The sequence below is a fragment of the Arthrobacter rhizosphaerae genome (assembly GCF_023062595.1).
Classification (GTDB): domain Bacteria; phylum Actinomycetota; class Actinomycetes; order Actinomycetales; family Micrococcaceae; genus Arthrobacter; species Arthrobacter rhizosphaerae.
In genome coordinates, this window is record NZ_JALLAN010000001.1 from 93,993 (window position 1) to 111,274 (window position 17,282).

The 17,282-nt window shown below is 62.7% G+C and carries 18 protein-coding genes; 15 read left to right on the forward strand and 3 right to left on the reverse strand.

Going from position 1 to position 17,282, the window contains the following annotated elements; all coding sequences use genetic code 11:
- Window positions 1-29: 29 nt before the first annotated feature.
- A complete protein-coding gene (locus MU551_RS00460) occupies window positions 30-707 on the reverse strand; it encodes an acVLRF1 family peptidyl-tRNA hydrolase (protein ID WP_247040172.1) in 678 nt (225 codons plus the stop codon).
- An 85-nt stretch (window positions 708-792) separates the two neighbouring features.
- Here MU551_RS00460 and MU551_RS00465 point away from each other — a divergent pair, with 85 nt between their 5' ends.
- From MU551_RS00465 to nusB, 14 genes are all read left to right on the forward strand, one after another.
- Window positions 793-2,211, forward strand: a complete 1,419-nt coding sequence (locus tag MU551_RS00465) for a replication-associated recombination protein A (RefSeq protein WP_247040173.1) — start codon at window positions 793-795, stop codon at window positions 2,209-2,211.
- A gap of 186 nt (window positions 2,212-2,397) precedes the next feature.
- Complete coding sequence (gene rpsD, locus MU551_RS00470; RefSeq protein WP_247040174.1) at window positions 2,398-3,024, forward strand: 30S ribosomal protein S4; 627 nt, start codon at window positions 2,398-2,400, stop codon at window positions 3,022-3,024.
- A gap of 195 nt (window positions 3,025-3,219) precedes the next feature.
- On the forward strand, window positions 3,220-3,594 hold the full coding sequence (locus MU551_RS00475; RefSeq protein WP_247040175.1) for a DUF948 domain-containing protein: 375 nt from the start codon (window positions 3,220-3,222) through the stop codon (window positions 3,592-3,594).
- A gap of 20 nt (window positions 3,595-3,614) precedes the next feature.
- Window positions 3,615-3,845, forward strand: a complete 231-nt coding sequence (locus MU551_RS00480) for a DUF6167 family protein (protein ID WP_247040176.1) — start codon at window positions 3,615-3,617, stop codon at window positions 3,843-3,845.
- A 133-nt stretch (window positions 3,846-3,978) separates the two neighbouring features.
- Window positions 3,979-6,657 (forward strand): alanine--tRNA ligase, encoded by a 2,679-nt coding sequence (alaS, locus tag MU551_RS00485; RefSeq protein ID WP_247040177.1) that lies wholly within the window; start codon window positions 3,979-3,981, stop codon window positions 6,655-6,657.
- Window positions 6,658-6,666: 9 nt separating this feature from the next.
- Entirely contained in the window at window positions 6,667-7,266 is a 600-nt protein-coding gene (gene ruvX, locus MU551_RS00490) for a Holliday junction resolvase RuvX (protein ID WP_247040178.1), read from the forward strand.
- Entirely contained in the window at window positions 7,263-9,023 is a 1,761-nt protein-coding gene (mltG, locus tag MU551_RS00495; protein ID WP_247040179.1) for an endolytic transglycosylase MltG, read from the forward strand. The genes ruvX and mltG overlap by 4 nt, the downstream gene beginning before the upstream one ends.
- Window positions 9,020-9,880 carry a shikimate dehydrogenase gene (locus MU551_RS00500; protein WP_247040180.1) on the forward strand — a complete coding sequence of 287 codons (861 nt, stop codon included), beginning with the start codon at window positions 9,020-9,022 and terminating at the stop codon, window positions 9,878-9,880. The genes mltG and MU551_RS00500 overlap by 4 nt, the downstream gene beginning before the upstream one ends.
- 26 nt (window positions 9,881-9,906) lie before the next feature.
- Entirely contained in the window at window positions 9,907-11,106 is a 1,200-nt protein-coding gene (aroC, locus tag MU551_RS00505; protein WP_247040181.1) for a chorismate synthase, read from the forward strand.
- A 59-nt stretch (window positions 11,107-11,165) separates the two neighbouring features.
- Window positions 11,166-11,735, forward strand: a complete 570-nt coding sequence (locus tag MU551_RS00510) for a shikimate kinase (RefSeq protein ID WP_247040574.1) — start codon at window positions 11,166-11,168, stop codon at window positions 11,733-11,735.
- The gene (gene aroB / locus MU551_RS00515; protein WP_247040182.1) at window positions 11,732-12,823 is read left to right on the forward strand and encodes a 3-dehydroquinate synthase; all 1,092 of its coding nucleotides are present in this window, start codon (window positions 11,732-11,734) and stop codon (window positions 12,821-12,823) included. Before MU551_RS00510 ends, aroB begins: the two co-directional genes overlap by 4 nt.
- Window positions 12,823-13,341, forward strand: a complete 519-nt coding sequence (locus tag MU551_RS00520) for a tetratricopeptide repeat protein (protein ID WP_247040183.1) — start codon at window positions 12,823-12,825, stop codon at window positions 13,339-13,341. The genes aroB and MU551_RS00520 overlap by 1 nt, the downstream gene beginning before the upstream one ends.
- Before the next feature lie 145 nt (window positions 13,342-13,486).
- Window positions 13,487-14,050 carry an elongation factor P gene (efp, locus tag MU551_RS00525; protein ID WP_247040184.1) on the forward strand — a complete coding sequence of 188 codons (564 nt, stop codon included), beginning with the start codon at window positions 13,487-13,489 and terminating at the stop codon, window positions 14,048-14,050.
- The gene (gene nusB, locus MU551_RS00530; protein WP_247040185.1) at window positions 14,050-14,460 is read left to right on the forward strand and encodes a transcription antitermination factor NusB; all 411 of its coding nucleotides are present in this window, start codon (window positions 14,050-14,052) and stop codon (window positions 14,458-14,460) included. The genes efp and nusB overlap by 1 nt, the downstream gene beginning before the upstream one ends.
- A 295-nt stretch (window positions 14,461-14,755) precedes the next feature.
- Here nusB and MU551_RS00535 read toward each other — a convergent pair whose 3' ends face one another.
- Window positions 14,756-15,346: an SDR family oxidoreductase gene (locus MU551_RS00535; RefSeq protein WP_247040186.1), complete on the reverse strand. Its 591-nt coding sequence runs from the start codon at window positions 15,344-15,346 to the stop codon at window positions 14,756-14,758.
- A 126-nt stretch (window positions 15,347-15,472) separates the two neighbouring features.
- Between MU551_RS00535 and MU551_RS00540 the strand changes: the two genes are divergently transcribed.
- On the forward strand, window positions 15,473-15,904 hold the full coding sequence (locus tag MU551_RS00540; protein ID WP_247040187.1) for a protein-tyrosine phosphatase family protein: 432 nt from the start codon (window positions 15,473-15,475) through the stop codon (window positions 15,902-15,904).
- 33 nt (window positions 15,905-15,937) lie between these two features.
- Here MU551_RS00540 and MU551_RS00545 read toward each other — a convergent pair whose 3' ends face one another.
- A complete protein-coding gene (locus tag MU551_RS00545; RefSeq protein ID WP_247040188.1) occupies window positions 15,938-17,203 on the reverse strand; it encodes a PrsW family intramembrane metalloprotease in 1,266 nt (421 codons plus the stop codon).
- Between the last annotated feature and the right edge of the window lie 79 nt (window positions 17,204-17,282).

Genomic DNA, 17,282 nt, shown 5'->3' on the forward strand with positions numbered 1-17,282 from the left:
GCTGATGCTGGCCCGCCCCGGACACGCAGCTAGCTTCCAGGAGGATCCGACACCACTACTCTGATGGCACAAAAATCGGCCGCTGCTTTCTTCAGCACATCGGCACGGGGATCCGGAACGTCCATAAAAGCCAGGCGCGGGAGCTGTCCATACTCCTTGAGGACCGGCTCTCCCAGCACCAGGTCCGTCAGGGTCCTGTCGCCGCCCGGGGCAATGTACTCGATGGCCTGTCCCTGGAAAATCCTTGAAGCATGCCCCGCCACCGCTTCCACGAGGGCGTCAGCCTGGTTCGCGCGGCGCCGGGCAAACCTTTGCTGTGACCACCCTCCGGCAGCGGTCCGTGACTGCACATGCCGCGTCCCGGTTTTTGACACAACTACGCGTCCCTCCCGGACCGCGGCAACCGCATAGCCTCCGCGGCGGATCAGCACAAGTCCCAGGCTGCGGGACTGTGCGGCAAGCGCGGCCATCCTGGCAACCGGATCGGCGCCTTTGCCTGGACGTCCATCTGCCGGCCAAGGGGGCTGTAACAGGGCGGCGGCGCCGTCGGACGCGGAGAGCTGCAGGCCGGCGTCGAGCTCCGCCATGTGAACAGCACCGTGGCTGGCCTCGAACCGTTCCACCCAACCGGCCAGCCGTTGGCCTGCAACGAAGGCGGTGCGCATGGCAACGCCCGGACGTCCGGTTGCCGGACCGTTCTCGATCATTGCTGCGTCCCCTTGTCCATTACCCGGCTTCTTCACGGCTCACTTGCCGGAACCCGTCCGGTGAAACTATGAGTAGCCTATCTATGTGGATGATCTTTTTGGGCAAGGGCAAGACCGCGACGACGACGACGCGGACTCCGCCACTCCCGATTCCCGGGCGGGAGGCCAGACACCGTCGCAACGCAGCCCTCTAGCAGTCCGGATGAGACCCCGGACACTGGATGAGGTAGTCGGGCAGCAGCATCTGCTCGGCCAGGGCTCGCCGTTACGCCAGCTCGCGGCAGGCACCAATGCCGCAGGGCCGGCCGGGCCAAGTTCGCTGATCCTCTGGGGCCCCCCAGGAACGGGCAAAACCACTCTTGCCCACGTCATCGCCCGGGGCCCCGGCCGGAAATTTGTCGAGCTTTCGGCCATCACTGCAGGCGTCAAGGACGTCCGCCGGGTGATGGACGAGGCCCTGACAGCCAGGGATCTCTACAAGACCACCACCGTGCTGTTTCTCGACGAGATCCACCGTTTCAACAAGGCGCAGCAGGATGCGCTGCTCCCAGGTGTCGAAAACCGCTGGGTGGTGCTGGTTGCCGCCACCACAGAGAACCCTTCATTTTCGGTGGTTTCCCCGCTCCTGTCCCGATCATTGCTGCTCACTCTCAGGCCGCTCACCGATGCCGATATTGAGGGGCTGCTGCTCAGGGCCGTCACGGATGTTCGAGGCCTGAATGGAAAGGTGGAACTGAGCGACGAAGCCCGGGCACACCTTGTGAGGCTTTCCGGGGGCGACGCCCGGCGGGCGTTGACTGCGCTCGAGGCAGCAGCCGGCGTGGCCTTCGGCGATGCCGACGACGCCGATCCTGCAGCCGACTCCGTCATCACTGTTGAATTGCGCCACACCGAGCGGGCCCTGGATGTTGCAGCTGTTCGCTACGACCGCGCCGGGGACCAGCACTACGACGTCGCCAGCGCCTTCATCAAATCAATCCGGGGTTCAGACGTGGACGCCGCCCTCCACTACCTGGCGCGGATGCTGGAGGCAGGGGAGGACCCCCGCTTTGTGGCCCGCCGAATCGTTATCTCGGCCGCGGAGGACGTCGGCATGGCGGATCCCACGGCCCTTCAAACGGCGGTGGCCGCTGCCCAGGCCGTGCAGCTCATCGGGATGCCGGAGGGACGGATCATCCTGGCGGAGGCTGTGGTTCACCTGGCGACTGCCCCCAAATCCAATGCCGCCTACATGGGTATCAACAAGGCAATCGCCGATGTCCGGGCCGGGCTTGGCAATGGAATACCGGCGCATTTGAGGGACGCCCACTATCCGGGGTCCAAGCAACTCGGGCACGGCCAAGGCTACAAATATGCTCATGACGCGCCGCACTCGGTGGCCGCCCAGCAATACCCTCCGGATGACCTGGTAGGGCGAAACTACTACGAACCAACGGCGAACGGCTCCGAGCGGGACATCGCCGTTCGGCTGGAGCGCTTGAGGAAGATCATCCGCGGCGAGTGACAGCGGTCCCGTGGTAGGATAGTTCGTTGTCTGGCAAGGCACGGACGCACAATCCACCTGATTCAGCTTTCAGCTGTGTGATTTGGGGTGTGCTCTGCGCCCAGTAGCAAAAGGCAGCGGTTGGCCGATGCTCTCCATCGTGGAGGCCAGTAACACTGACACACCGCAGATATTGGAAGGACACAAGTGGCTAACAACACTCGTGCTCGCCGTACCGCACGCCTCTCGCGTGCACTCGGCATCGCTCTGACCCCCAAGGCCGCCAAGTACATGGAGCGCCGCCCGTACGGCCCCGGTGAGCATGGCCGTGCCCGCAAGAAGCAGGACTCCGACTACGCCGTACGGCTGCGCGAAAAGCAGCGTCTGCGCGCCCAGTACGGCATCCGTGAAGCACAGATGACCCGTGCCTTCGAAGAAGCACGCCGCACCAAGGGCCTGACCGGTGAAAACCTCATCGAACTGCTCGAAATGCGCCTGGATGCCGTCGTGCTGCGTGCTGGCTTTGCCCGCACCATCGCCCAGGCCCGCCAGCTGGTTGTCCACCGTCACATCCTGGTTGACGGAATCCGCGTTGACCGCCCGTCTTTCCGCGTCGCCGAGGGCCAGCTGGTCCACGTTCACAGCCGCAGCGAGACCATGCCTCCGTTCCAGGTTGCAGCAGCCGGCGCCCACCGCGACGTCCTGCCCATCGTCCCGGCTTACCTGGACGTCAAGCTGGACGCACTCCAGGCACGCCTGGTTCGCCGCCCGAAGCGCTCTGAGGTTCCCGTAACCTGCGAAGAGCAGCTCGTCGTCGAATTCTACGCACGCTAAATTTTCGGCAGCGTACCCAAAGAAGCCCGTGGCAAGCGCCGCGGGCTTCTTTGTATGTAAGGTACTTGAGGGAGTTCCGCGGTTGCGGCCAGCTTCGTTCCACAGGTCCTGAGCTCCTCAGGAGATCGTGGGAAGTGCGGCAGCAATGCCTCGGAAGTACCGCAGCATTCACAGTATTGAAGGAGATGAACGTCTATGTCTGGTGGCGATATTGCCGGCCTGATCGCGGCCGGAGTGTTTGCAGTCCTGGTGCTGTTGCTCGCTGTGCCCATTTTCAAGCTTGGCCGGGTGCTCGATGAAGTCCGCACGTCCATCCGTTCCATCAGCGATGGCGCCACTCCGCTGATGGACGAAGTCACTGCGACCGTCTCCACCACCAACCAGCAGCTGAAGAAGGTGGACGGTATCTCGTCCAACGTCTCCGACGCCTCGGCGAACATCTCCGCGCTTTCCTCCCTCGTGGCCGCCACGGTCGGATCTCCGCTCATTAAGGTTGCTGCGTTCAGCTACGGCGTTCGCACGGCCCTGTCTGCCCGCAAGAAGCCCGCAACCGGCCGTCGCAGCCGCTGAATCCAGCCGGAGAACATAAAATGAAGAGAATTATCTGGATGGGCATTGGAGTTGCCATCGGTGTCATCGCATTCCGTAAGGTGACGGAAGCACAGTCCGCCCTGGGGCCCGAAGGGCTCAACCGGGCGGTGGGCCGTCTCACCGACGGGCTGTACGACTTTGCGGACGCCGTCCGTGGCGGAATGCAGGAACGCGAATCCGAGCTCCGTTCAGCGCTGGGAATCGAAGTGGAAGACATCGTCCGGCGCTAGGCAGCGCCGGATGGCGCTGGCCGGTGCCAGCCCAAAAACCAGATATCGGCCGTCCCGTTATGGGGCAGCTGCGCGGATCAAGCGGTCACGCGAACCAAAATGCAGTGAAGCAAGAAGGGTACGTAGAAAACTCATGAAGTCGCAGGAGATCACAAAGCGCTGGGTGGACTTTTTTGTCAGCAAAGGCCACACAGCAGTTCCCTCCGCATCCCTGGTCTCCAGCGACCCCTCCCTGCTGTTTACAGTCGCAGGCATGGTGCCGTTCATTCCCTATCTGACAGCGCGAGAAGAAGCCCCCTTCGCCCGTGCCACGAGTGTGCAGAAATGCATCCGTACTGGCGACATAGAGGAAGTGGGCAAGACCGCCCGCCACGGGACGTTCTTCCAGATGTGCGGTAACTTCTCCTTCGGCGACTACTTCAAGGAAGACGCCATCAAGTTCGCCTGGGAACTGCTGACCACAAGCCTGGACGACGGCGGGTATGGACTTCCCCCGGAACTGCTGTGGGTGACGGTCTACGAAGAGGACGATGAGGCTAAGGACCTGTGGCTGAAGAACACCGGAGTCCCGGCCAGCCGCATCCAGCGGATGGGCAAGGCTGACAACTACTGGCACACGGGCCAGCCCGGCCCCGCCGGTCCCTGCTCGGAGATCTACTACGACCGCGGGCCTGCCTATGGCGTCGAAGGCGGACCCATCGCCGACGAAAACCGCTATGTGGAAATCTGGAACCTTGTGTTCATGCAGTACCAGATCGACAATGTCCGCTCCAAGGACGACTTCGACATCGTGGGCGAACTTCCCAAGAAGAACATAGATACCGGCCTCGGCATGGAACGCCTCGCCATGATCCTGCAGGGTGTCGAGAACATGTACGAGACGGATCAGGTCCGTCCGGTCATCGACAAGGCCGCCCAACTCTCCGGTAAGGAATACACCTCCGCGGAGACGCCGGAGGATCCTCACCACACCGATGACGTCCGGATGCGGGTAGTGGGCGACCACATCAGGTCGGCCCTGATGCTGATTGCCGACGGCGTCACCCCTTCCAACGAGGGGCGGGGCTACGTTCTGCGCCGCCTGATCCGCCGTGCCGTCCGCTCCATGAGGCTGCTCGGTGTCGAAAAAGCCTGCCTGCCTGACCTGCTGCCGGAATCGCGTGACGCCATGAAGGGCGTCTACCCGATCGTGGAGACAGACTTCGACCGGATCAGCCGGATTGCCTACGCCGAAGAGAAGGCGTTCCTGCGTACCATCGCCTCCGGCACGGCCCGACTGGAGGACGCTGTCAAGGATTCCAAGGCCGCGGGACGTCCGTTGTCCGGGGCCGATGCCTTCGCCCTCCACGACACGTACGGTTTCCCGATCGACCTCACCCTTGAGATGGCAGAAGAGGCCGGCCTGAAGGTTGATGAGCCGGAGTTCCGCAAGCTCATGCTCGAGCAGCGCCAGCGGGCCCAGGCCGACGCCAAGGGCAAGAAGGGCGGCCACGCCGACCTCAGCGCCTTCCAGGAGTTGCTGGCGCAAGGCGAGACCGTCTTCACCGGTTACACCGAACTCGACGGGGAGTCCCGGGTCCGGGGCATCCTCTCCAACGGTGCCAAGGTTTCGCAGGCCTCTACCGGCGACGAGATCGAACTCGTGCTGGGCGAGACGCCCTTCTATGCTGAGGCCGGCGGCCAGGCTGCCGATACCGGACTTATCACGGGTGACGGATTCGTCGTCGAGGTGCTGGATGTCCAGCGTCCCCTCAAGGGGCTCAGCGTGCACAAGGCCATCGTGCGTGAAGGGGAAATCAGCTCAGACGCCCTCGTCCGTGCGGCTGTGGACCGGGAGCGGCGCCATGCGGCGGAGCAGGCTCACACCGGAACGCACATTGTCCATGCAGCACTGCACCAGATTCTCGGCCCGCAAGCCGTCCAGCGTGGTTCCTACAACAAGGCTGGCTACCTCCGCTTTGACTTTGCCTGGGGCGAAGGCCTCAGCACAGCCACGCGCTCCGAGATCGAGGAAGTCTCAAACATCGCCATCCGGAACAACTTCCAGGTGGAGACAAAGGTCATGCCGCTGGCAGAGGCCAAAGCATTGGGCGCCATGGCGCTCTTCGGCGAGAACTACGGCAGTGAAGTCCGTGTTGTGGAGATCGACGGCGCCTGGTCCCGTGAGCTTTGTGGCGGAACCCATGTTCCCAACACCTCTCTCATCGGCAGCCTGTCATTGCTGGGCGAGCAGTCGGTGGGTTCAGGAAACCGGCGCGTTGAAGCCTTTGTCGGCATGGAAGCTTTCCGGCACCTCGCCGCGGAGCGCGCCCTCGTGACCGAGCTGACCGAAATGCTCAAGGTCCCGTCCGGGTTGCTGACGGACCGTATCGCGAGCACGCTGGCCAAGCTTAAGGCCGCTGAGAAAGAGCTTGAGAAGCTCCGCAAGGGGCAATTGACGGCGGCGGCTGCACAGCTCGTCGGAACGGCCCAGGATGCGGCAGGAATCAACGTTATCGCCCACGACGCCGGCCAGGTCAGTGGCGCCGACGATCTCCGGGGCCTGGCACTCGACCTGCGCACCCGCCTCGGTTCTGCAGCTTCGGCTGTCGCAGTTGCCGGCGTCAGCAACGAGCGCCCCATCATTCTGATCGCCACCAATGAGGCAGCCCGCGAGGCCGGAATCAAGGCTGGAGCCCTGGTACGCCTCGCTGCAGGAATCCTCGGCGGCGGCGGTGGCGGCAAGGACGACGTAGCCCAGGGCGGCGGCACTGACGCCGGTAAGGTCCAGGCCGCACTGACCGCCGTCGTGGACGCCATTTCAAGGCGGTAGCAGCTGCCAATGAATCAGGAAGCAGCAGGCGGCGATTACCCCCGGGGCATCAAGCTGGGGGTGGACGTCGGCACGGTTCGTGTCGGCGTCGCTGTCTGCGACCGCGACGGGATCCTGGCTACACCGCTAAGGACACTGGAACGGAATGCCAAGAAGAACATCGACGTGAGGATCCTCGCCGGTCTCGCTGCAGAATTGGGGGCAGTGGAGATTTTCGTTGGCTTGCCCCGGACGCTCAAGGGGGAGGAACATGCCTCTGCGCGTATGGCAGAGGACTATGCAGGACTCCTGGTGGAGGCTCTGGAACACGCCGGATTCGAGGTCCCGGTGCGCCTTATTGACGAGCGACTCAGCACGGTGACGGCACACCGCAACCTTCACGCGGCTGGCATGAGCAGCCGTAACCACCGTAAAGTGGTTGATCAGGTTGCGGCGGCAGGTATTCTGCAGCACGCAATTGATATGCAAAAGGCCAGGGGAACGGACGTTGGAAGCCGCGTTTATGCGGTTTCCCGTGCGGGGCAATCCGGGGACACCACAGCGGGGGACGCTGCGAGGACAGTTCCTGGAGAAAACGAGCAAGCTTCAGAACATGGAAGGCTACAGTGAGCCCGGTCGATCGTGACGAGTCCTCAGGTGATGCTTTCAGTGACCTCGGACGCCCCCTGACCCGCAAGGAACTGCGAGCCCGCGAGAAGCTGCTGGCAACACAGAGCCAGGACGCCGTGCCGCCTCAGGCGTACGTTGAAGATCCTCCCAGCAGACCCTTACCCGAAGTGCCGGCTCCTCCTGTAGAGAGTCCGCAGGTTCCCGCAGCGCCACCTGAGCCGCCATCCGTCCAGGACGAGCCCACCTACCACCCGGAACCCGTGTTCCCGGAGCCGGTGCCGGTGCACCACGAGGAGCCCGTCTTCCAGGTTCCGGTGCACCACGAGCCGGTGCACCACGAGGAGCCTGTCTTCCAGGAGCCGGTGTACCAGGAGCCCCTTCCCCACGAGGAGCGGCATGAGCTGGTGACCGTGGGAGAGTTGCCGGCAACACACAATGGATCTCACTCCACGCACTTGCCGGAGCCCTTGGCTGATCATGGTGATCACGGATATCACGAGTTCGACGACCATCTTGAGGCCGATACACACCATGTCCACAGCGAGGGATTGGATGGGCACGGGCATCACGTGGATGACGTGGTCCACCATCTGGACCAGCACAGTCACGTGCTGGACGAGCATGAGCATGCCCATCACTTGGACGGGCATGGTCACCCGCTGTTCGCTGACGCCCCGATCGTGAAGAAGGGCCCGTCAAAGAAAGTCCGCAGACGCCGTCGCTTTCTCGCCTTGCTGCTCACGCTTGCCGTCTTCGTTACCGCGTTAGTGGTCGGCGCTCAGTTCCTGAAACCGTTGCTGGGAATGGACAAGGTAGCGGACTACCCCGGGCCGGGTACCGGCCAGGTAAGCGTCACGGTGCAGCCTGGAGAGGGTGTACGGTCCGTAGCCACGAGGCTCGAAAGCGAGAAAGTCGTTGCCAACGCAGACACTTTCGCGTCAGCCTTTGAGGCCGACGGCGGGACCCTCAGCCCGGGCGACTTCGTCTTCCGCCAGCAAATGAAGAACACCGATGCGGTGGCTATCCTGGTGGGCAAGGAACAAGGCAAGGTGATGTACTTCGCCCTGAGTGCCGGACTTCGGGTTAATGAATCACTTTCCGCCATTGCCAAGGGATCCGGAATACCTGAGCCTGAACTGAAGGCACTTAGCGATTCCCCCGCCCAATTCGGCGTCAGCGCCAAGGCAAAGAATCTTGAAGGCTTCCTTGCCCCCGGCGAATACCGCTTCCCGCTTGGCACGGCCGCCAAGGACATAGTGCAGAAGCTTGTCTCCACTACAACCGACGAGCTGAAGGCGCAGGGCGTCACGGATCCCGACAAGCAGTACGACGTCGTAACCGTAGCGAGCATTGTCCAGGCTGAAGGCGGGCAGGCCGAGTATGGAGACGTCGCAGGTGCTATCTACAACCGTCTGAAGCCGAACAATACAGAGACCAACGGGCTGATTCAGTCCGACGCGACTGTCACCTACGGACTGGGCATCAAAAGCTTCCACATCAGTGAAGAGCAGAAGGCTGACAAGTCGAATCTTTACAACACTTACGCCAACGTCGGATTGCCGGTGGGGCCAATCGGTTCACCCGGAAAAACCGCCATTGACGCTGCTGCCAAACCCAAGACGAACGACTATCTGTACTGGGTGACCATTAATCTGGACACCAAGGAAACCAAGTTCTCGAAGACCCTGGCCGAGCACAGTGTCTACGTCGAGGAGTACAACGAATGGTGTGCTGCCAATGCGGGCCGCTGCGTATGAGCCACCTGGCTGCAGTACTGGGACACCCGATTTCGCACTCCAAGTCCCCGGCGCTCCACCGCGCGGCGTACGCCCTGCTGGGCGAGGACATCTCGTATTCAGCTATTGATGTCACCGAAGATGCACTTCCAGCGTTCATGTCCGCCCTTCGTTCCGAACCGGACTGGCGGGGTCTTTCCGTGACCATGCCGCTGAAATCAGCCATGCTGCACGAAGTGGATGAGGTTCGTGGAATCGCGCAGATCCTCAGGGTGGTGAACACCGTGGTGTTCGAAGCTGACGGGCCAGTTGTCCGCAGAATCGGCTACAACACAGACGTCGCCGGCATCGTCAATGCGGTCCGTCATGCCGGCAGCCCCCCGGCGCCGTCTGCAGTGATCCTGGGCGGGGGCGGGACAGCTGCCGCCGCCGTCGCGGCTTTGAAAGACCTCGGTGCTGCCTCAGCTGATGTCTTTATCCGTGACGTGAACCGTGGGGCTGAGGTCAAGGCAGCCTCAGCGGGCGTTGGCCTGGAGATCCGGGTGCTTCCCTTTTCGGAGGCCGGGTCCGCTGTGGCCGCGGCCGACGTCGTGATTTCTACTTTGCCGCCCCGTGGCGCCGATGCTTTGGCTGATGAGCTAAGCGCAGGCGGGCTCTCGGCCGACGGCGTCCTGCTGGACGCCGCGTACGATCCGTGGCCGAGCCGGATTGCCGCAGCGTGGCAGAACGCGGGGGGCCGGGTGGTCCCTGGACTTGAGATGTTGATCTATCAGGCGGCCGAACAAGTGCGGCTCTTCACCGGTCGCGGCGCCGATGTCAATGAGAAAGTCATAGATGTGATGTGTGACTCAGTCGGGGCACCCCGACGGGTGTTGTAACCGCCATACGTGGCAGGATGGAAGATATGTTGCGTTGGTTGACTGCCGGTGAATCCCATGGTCCGGCCTTGGTCGGAATTATCGAAGGCGTTCCCGCAGGTGTTGAACTCACAAGCGGTCAGATCGCCGACTCCTTGGCACGCCGCCGCCTCGGTTATGGCCGGGGTGCCCGGATGAAGTTCGAGCAGGATGCGGTGACGATCCTCGGTGGAGTCCGGCACGGTCTGACCCAGGGAGGGCCCGTCGCCGTCCAGGTCGGAAACACCGAGTGGCCCAAGTGGGAACAGATCATGTCGGCTGATCCCGTCGACGCCGAACTGCTGGCTGACCAGGCCCGCAATGCCCCGTTGACCAGGCCGCGCCCTGGCCACGCCGACTTTACCGGCATGCAGAAGTACGGCTTCGATGAGGCCCGCCCGGTTCTGGAGCGCGCCAGCGCCCGCGAAACAGCAACTCGTGTTGCCCTCGGCACTGTCGCCTCGCAATACCTCAAGCAACTCGGCATTGAACTTGTCAGCCACACTGTTGCCATCGCCAGCGTCTCAGTTCCCGAAGGCAGGCCTTTGCCGCTTCCGGCTAATGTTGTTGCACTCGATGCGGACCCTCTTCGCTGCTTTGACCGCGAAACCTCCGACGCCATGGTGGCCGAAGTGGATGCTGCCCACAAGGAAGGCGAAACCCTCGGGGGCGTCGTCGAAGTTCTCGCCTACGGGCTGCCGCCGGGACTGGGCAGCTACGTCCACTGGGACCGTCGCCTTGATTCCCGCCTCGCGGCGGCTCTCATGGGCATCCAGGCAATTAAGGGCGTAGAAGTTGGAGACGGTTTCCTGACCGCGGCGCGCCGGGGTTCGGCCGCCCACGATGAAATTGTCCGGGACACCAACGGAAAAATCATCCGCACAAGCAATCGCGCAGGCGGGATCGAGGGCGGCATGAGCATCGGCGATGTGCTCCGGGTCCGTGCCGCAATGAAACCGATTGCCACTGTGCCGCGTGCCCTCAAGACAATTGACGTCAGCACCGGCGAGGCGGCGAAGGCCCACCACCAGCGTTCTGACGTCTGCGCTGTTCCGGCTGCCGGGGTGGTCGCTGAAGCCATGGTGGCCCTGGTGCTCGCGGAGGCCGTCGCGGAAAAGTTCGGCGGAGACTCAGTGGCTGAAACTGCACGCAACATCAAGGGTTACCTGGACAGCATCCCGGCGGCCCTGGACACGATCGGCCAGTAGTGCCGGTCGGTAAGGGAGCCCGGTTGAGTATTCCCGGGCCCATTGCGTTGATCGGACCGATGGCTGTTGGCAAGACAGCCATCGGCCAACAGCTCGCCAAGCAGCTGCGTGCGCCGTTCGTCGACACGGACGCCCTGATTGTTGAAAATCATGGCTCCATCGCGGATATTTTCGCTGGCCGCGGCGAGCACGCCTTTCGGGAGATTGAAGCCCGAACGGTAGCCAGGGTGATCGAGGATGCCATCGCGACCCCCACTGTTATCTCACTGGGCGGGGGAGCGGTGCTGGATTCCGGCACCCAGCAGCTGTTGGCCCGTTGCACGGTGGTGTACCTGGAATGTGATCCGGAAACGGTTTCGGAACGTATCGCCAGGAACTCCGGCCGCCCGCTTCTGGCCGGCGACCCGATGAGCCGTTGGATGGACCTTTTTACTACCCGGCGCCCGGTGTACGAACGTCTCGCTGATCTGGTCTTTGACGTGCGGCACGGTTCTGTTTCAGAGCTGGGGCGGCAGCTGGAGGAAGCATTGCGCGAGTTGCCCGAAGGGGCGGCAGCAATCGCGAAGGAAACGGCCGCGGCACCCGCTGTACCCGAAAACGTAGCCTTGAAAGAGGAAGTTGAGCAGTGAGTAACGAATCAACCGTCATCAAAGTCACCGGCCAGTCCGCCGGGGAGAATTACGACGTCGTTGTGGGCCGTGGCCTGCTGGGTCAACTCCCCGCGGTGCTGGGGGAGCGGGTGAAGAGGGTCCTTGTGATCCATCCGCGCGCTCTTAGGCTGACTGGCGACACCGTGCGTGATGAGCTGGCTGCTGCCGGATTTACCTCTCTCACCGCTGAAATTCCGGATGCCGAAGAAGGCAAGCACATCCAGGTTGCCGCTTTCTGCTGGCAGGTCCTGGGACAGAACGATTTCACCCGTTCCGATGCCATCGTTGCCGTTGGTGGGGGAGCCGTGACCGATCTTGCCGGATTCGTTGCAGCAACCTGGCTGCGCGGCGTGAAGGTTGTACACATGCCCACAAGCCTCCTCGGCATGGTGGATGCCTCTGTGGGTGGTAAGACGGGCATCAACACCGCTGAGGGAAAGAACCTGGTGGGAGCCTTCCATCCGCCAGCCGCCGTCCTGGTGGACCTTGATACGCTGAGCACCCTTCCCCGGAACGAGATGATTTCCGGGATGGCCGAGGTCATCAAGTGCGGGTTCATTGCAGACCCAACCATCCTTGACCTGGTGGAGAAGGACCCGGAGGCGGTCACTGATCCGGAGTCGGCAGTGCTCCGTGAACTCATCGAGCGGGCAATCACAGTCAAAGCGAAAGTCGTGTCAGAGGACCTCAAGGAATCCGGGTCCAGGGAGTTCCTCAATTACGGACACACCCTCGGCCACGCCATTGAACTCGTGGAGAGGTACTCCTGGCGGCACGGCGCGGCCGTATCTGTGGGAATGATGTTCGCCGCCGAACTGTCCCGCAGCGTCGGGCGGCTCAGCGACGCGGATGCCGACAGGCACCGCAGCATCCTTGAGACGCTTGGCCTGCCTGTGACGTACCGCCGGGACCGGTGGCAAGGGCTTCTGGACGGCATGCGCCGGGACAAGAAATCCCGCGGTGACCTCTTGCGCTTTGTGGTGCTCGACGGCGTCGGGCGTCCAGGAATACTTGAGGTCCCTGACACCTCCCTGCTCTTTGCCGCCTACCAGGAGATTGCCTCCTGATGTATTCGGTAACTGGAGGAACCAGCGAGTGGCCCGATGCAGGTTTTCCCGGGATCAAAATCAACCCGGACACCCTGACTCCCCACATCGTCGACGAGGAACTTTGCCAAACAGCATTGGCTGCATCCACGGACCCTTCCGACAGGATCTTCGTGCTGCTCGCGCAGGGCCACCCCGCTGATGCTGCCGAGTTACTGGCCGAAGCACGCTACAAGGATCCGGAATCCTTCCGCCTGCGGACTTTCGAGGCCGAGGTACTACGCGTTTCAAACCGGTTCGACCGATCCATTCAGCTGTATAAGCAGTTGCTGGCGGAGGTGCAAGGCACCCCGCGGGAAGCCGTCCTGCTGCAGCATCTGGGGCGCGCCTATTACGCAGCGGGTAACACCGCATCGGCCGTGGACGCCTTCGCCAAGGCCTTGGACCTTCGCGTCGCGGAAGCGGCGGACGCTGCGCTGATCTACAGCTCCACAGTGGCGTTGCAGCGGGCACGGGACGTCCTGGATATGGCCTGTTAAGGCGCCAGAACCCGGCGGGTCCGCTGTACCGGTAGAATGGTCTTTGGATTTTTGATAAATACGCGCTGGCGGGCCGTTTTGGCGTGCCTGCCTGGCATAAGCGGCTGGCAGCCAGAACCAGTCACAGAGAAACCAGAGGAAATCAGTGGCAACCACTAACGACATCAAGAACGGTACCGTCCTGAAGCTGGAGGGCCAGCTCTGGAACATCATCGAGTTCCAGCACGTAAAGCCCGGCAAGGGCGGCGCGTTCGTCCGCACCAAGATGCGGAACGTTATGTCCGGCAAGGTTGTGGACAAGACCTTCAACGCCGGGCTTAAGATCGAAACAGCCACAGTGGACCGTAGGGACTACCAGTACCTGTACCAGGACGGCGCTGACTTTGTGTTCATGGACACACAGGACTACGACCAGATCACCGTAACGGGTGCCACCGTGGGGGACGCCACCAACTTCATGCTGGAAAACCAGATGGTGAACATCGCCATCCACGAAGGCACCCCGCTCTACATTGAGCTTCCCCCGAGCGTTGTTCTTGAAATCACCTACACGGAGCCGGGCCTGCAGGGCGACCGCTCCTCAGCCGGAACCAAGCCGGCCACCCTGGAGACCGGCTACGAGATCCAGGTTCCGCTCTTCGTGGAGAACAACACCAAGGTCAAGGTCGACACCCGTGACGGTAGCTACCTTGGCCGGGTCAACGACTAGTGAGTGCACGCGGTAAAGCCCGGAACAGGGCTCTTGATGTACTTTTCGAGGCGGAGCAGCGTTCCGTTTCAGCGTTTGACGTCCTGAGGTCACGACGCGAAAAGACTGACCAGATCATCAATCCCTACACGCTGGAAATCGTTGAGGGTGTGGTTTCACACCAGAGCGCCATCGATGAGTTCCTGGAAACTTATTCCCAGGGCTGGACCCTCGAGCGGATGCCCTCGGTGGACCGGATCATTCTGCGGATCGGCACGTGGGAGCTGCTCTACAACGACGACGTCCCCGACGGCGTTGCTGTAAGCGAAGCGGTGGCGTTGGCTAAGACGCTTTCGACGGACGAATCGCCGTCGTTTATTAACGGCCTTCTGGGCCGGCTGCAGCAGCTAAAGCCTTCTCTCCTGGCTTAGCCCGCTGCACATCCCGGATAGCCCCGACCAGGTAACTGAGAAGTTCAAACCCTGGCCGGGGCTTTTCTGTCTCTAATGCCGGGCGAGCCACTCCGCCCAGGTCGTGGAGCCGAGACGGCCTTGGGGACAGGTCTGGGGTCCGCCCGCCCGGACAGCCATGGCGGGTAGCGGAAACTCAACGGTCCTGCACTCGATATTGCGCGCGGCCTGATATTGGCGGGCAATTTCCCCTTGGGTCAGTACCTCCGGCCCGGCGAAGCACGGCCAATCTTGACTGGGCCCCGCCGCCACAGTCTCAACGACGTAGCGAGCGAACTCGGCTGAATCCCCGGGCTGCATGGTCAGGCCAGAGGCGACCGGCCAGAGGCGTTTCTTCCCCACGTGGCGCTTTTTCGCCATCTGGTCGTGGAGCCGCTCCAGGAGCCAGTAGAACGGGGTCGCTGCAAGGATCGACCAGGGGAGGGGGCGAGCTCTTAACCAGGTTCTCGGCCTGCGCTTTCCTCCGGAGATAGGGAATCCTGGACTCCTGGACGCCGACGATCGAGATGAGCAGGAAGTGTTCAACACCGGCGCTCTTTGCCTCATGGAGGAGGCGGCGTGTCCCCTCCACGTCTACGTCCCCGGGACTCCGCACGAAGTCGATCGGCAGGAAACGGCCCCTTTGTGCTGCCGGCGACATGGTTGCGGCATGAACGATCGTGCGCACCCCTGAGACTGCCTCCCGTATACCCTGACCGGTGGCGAGGTCGCCCCGGATGTTCATCACGTCCGGGTTGGTCCGCTGGCTTCGGGACAATACCCGCACTTTATCGCCCCGTTCCAGGAGCAGCCGTACAACCTCCGAGCCCAGATGGCCGGAACCGCCGGTAACAAGAACGTCCTCCATGACCCGTACCCTTCCCCTTGCGAGTGATCCCCTCCTTCAAATGTAGGTCCACGGTATGTGGGCACAAGGATTCCCGTCAGCTCTTTTCAATCTGATCAGGCCTCGGCGCTGTTCTACGATGGAGTGATGTTCGAGCCATGGGACCCGCAAGCCCCAGGCGTCCTGACGCTGCCGAGCGGACGCTCCATCAGGGGCCGTTCCCTACGGGCGCAGTTGCCGGACGGACAGCTTCCCCAGCTGGGCCTCTACCTCATGGGTAAGGAACCAGCGCCGATGCCTTGGACCACTCGATGGCTGCGATGGCGGGATTTCGGGTTGCCCGCTGATAAGCGCGCCGCCCGCCGCTCCCTTGAGGACGTCTGGGCCGAGGCAGCCACGATCCGCGTTGAGATCGGCTGCCCGGGAGGGCGGGGAAGAACCGGGACCGCCCTTGCCTGCCTCGCAGTCCTGGACGGGGTGCAGCCGGAAGACGCGGTCGCTTACGTGCGGAGGCACTACGATCACCGAGCCGTCGAGACGCCGTGGCAGCGGTGGTACGTGGCACGCTTCATGCAGTAGTTGCCCGCTTGATGCATCGACTGATGCGGAAACTCAGCCCGCGGCTGCAGCCCGCAAGGCGACGATGTCGCGCAACTGACGTTGCTCATCATGCTGGTGACCCTGGACGTCACGCCCGCTGAGGATCCGCTGGCGCGTGAATGCCAATTGCGTGGCAGCCCGGAGGAAGGCCTTCATCTGGTGCCCACGACCAAAACTCTTCGCCCAGCGGATGGCTGACCGGCGTCCGCTTGCCGTCGCCAGCATGGCCACCTCAGGGGGCGTGAACCATCCAGCGGCCGCATACTCCAGCAGGCGCTGCCGCGTCAGTCGGTTCTCGGCAACCCTCAGCAGGATCACGACGACGATGGCCAACACGAAGATGGGCACTTGTACGAAGACGTACTGCGCGAGGAAGTTCTGCCCCATGCTGTTCCACTGACTGTGCAGGATCATCGCCGGGATGAGCCCAACGACGAAGCCCAGGACGGACAGTCCATGGTGCCAGCGGCGGGCAGCGAGTCCCATGATGAGGCCGGTAGCACCCGTGAAAATCGCGTGGGCAAAGGGAGACATCACGCCGCGGAGGAAGAATACGCGGGCGAGGTCGCTGCCGGGGTCGCTGGACTCAGCAATGGCCCGGCCAAAGTAGAGGATGTTTTCAGTGAAAGCGAAGCCGCCGGCAATGGTGAAGGCGAACACGATGCCGTCCACGGGACCATCAAAATGCTTCCGGGCCAGCAAGAGGAGCAGGAGCAGCCCGAGGGATTTCGCAAACTCCTCCACCACAGGGGCCCTGACTGTCGTCGCGAATGTCAGAAAGTCCATTCCCGCGGGTGGAGGCGCAATCAGCGGGAAATAGGGCTGGATGAGCAGGGTGACGGAAATTGAGCCAATCGCGCCCCACATAAACGCGAAAATAAGCAGCCGCTTGGGCTCAGGTTCCCAGCGGTCTATGACAGCGACTGCCAGCAGGACGGCGCCCAAGGGAATCAGCGAAGCCACAAGCCCAATCACAAAACCTGCAATTCCGGTGTTGCCCACCAGGAAGGGGAGGACCAGGAACAGGCCCATGAAGGCCACAGCCGCACACGCCAGCACGACTCCCAGGACCCCGGCAGAGGCACGGCGCCGGGACTCCACCGGCAACGCTGGCGGAATGACCGGGCTGAAGGCTCCAGCAGGGTTGGCCGGGGCCTGCCGATAGTTCTGCGGCTGGACCCTTCCCATCCACGTCGGGTTCGTTTCTGCCCTGAAGGGAACCTGCTGCGCATGGGGATTTTGGCCGGAGGGATCCTGCCACGGCTGATTGCTGGTCATGCCTAAAAGCCTAGGGGCTCCAGGGACGATGCGCAGACAGCCAGTCGCAGAGACGGTAACTGCAGGCGTCGAATGACCC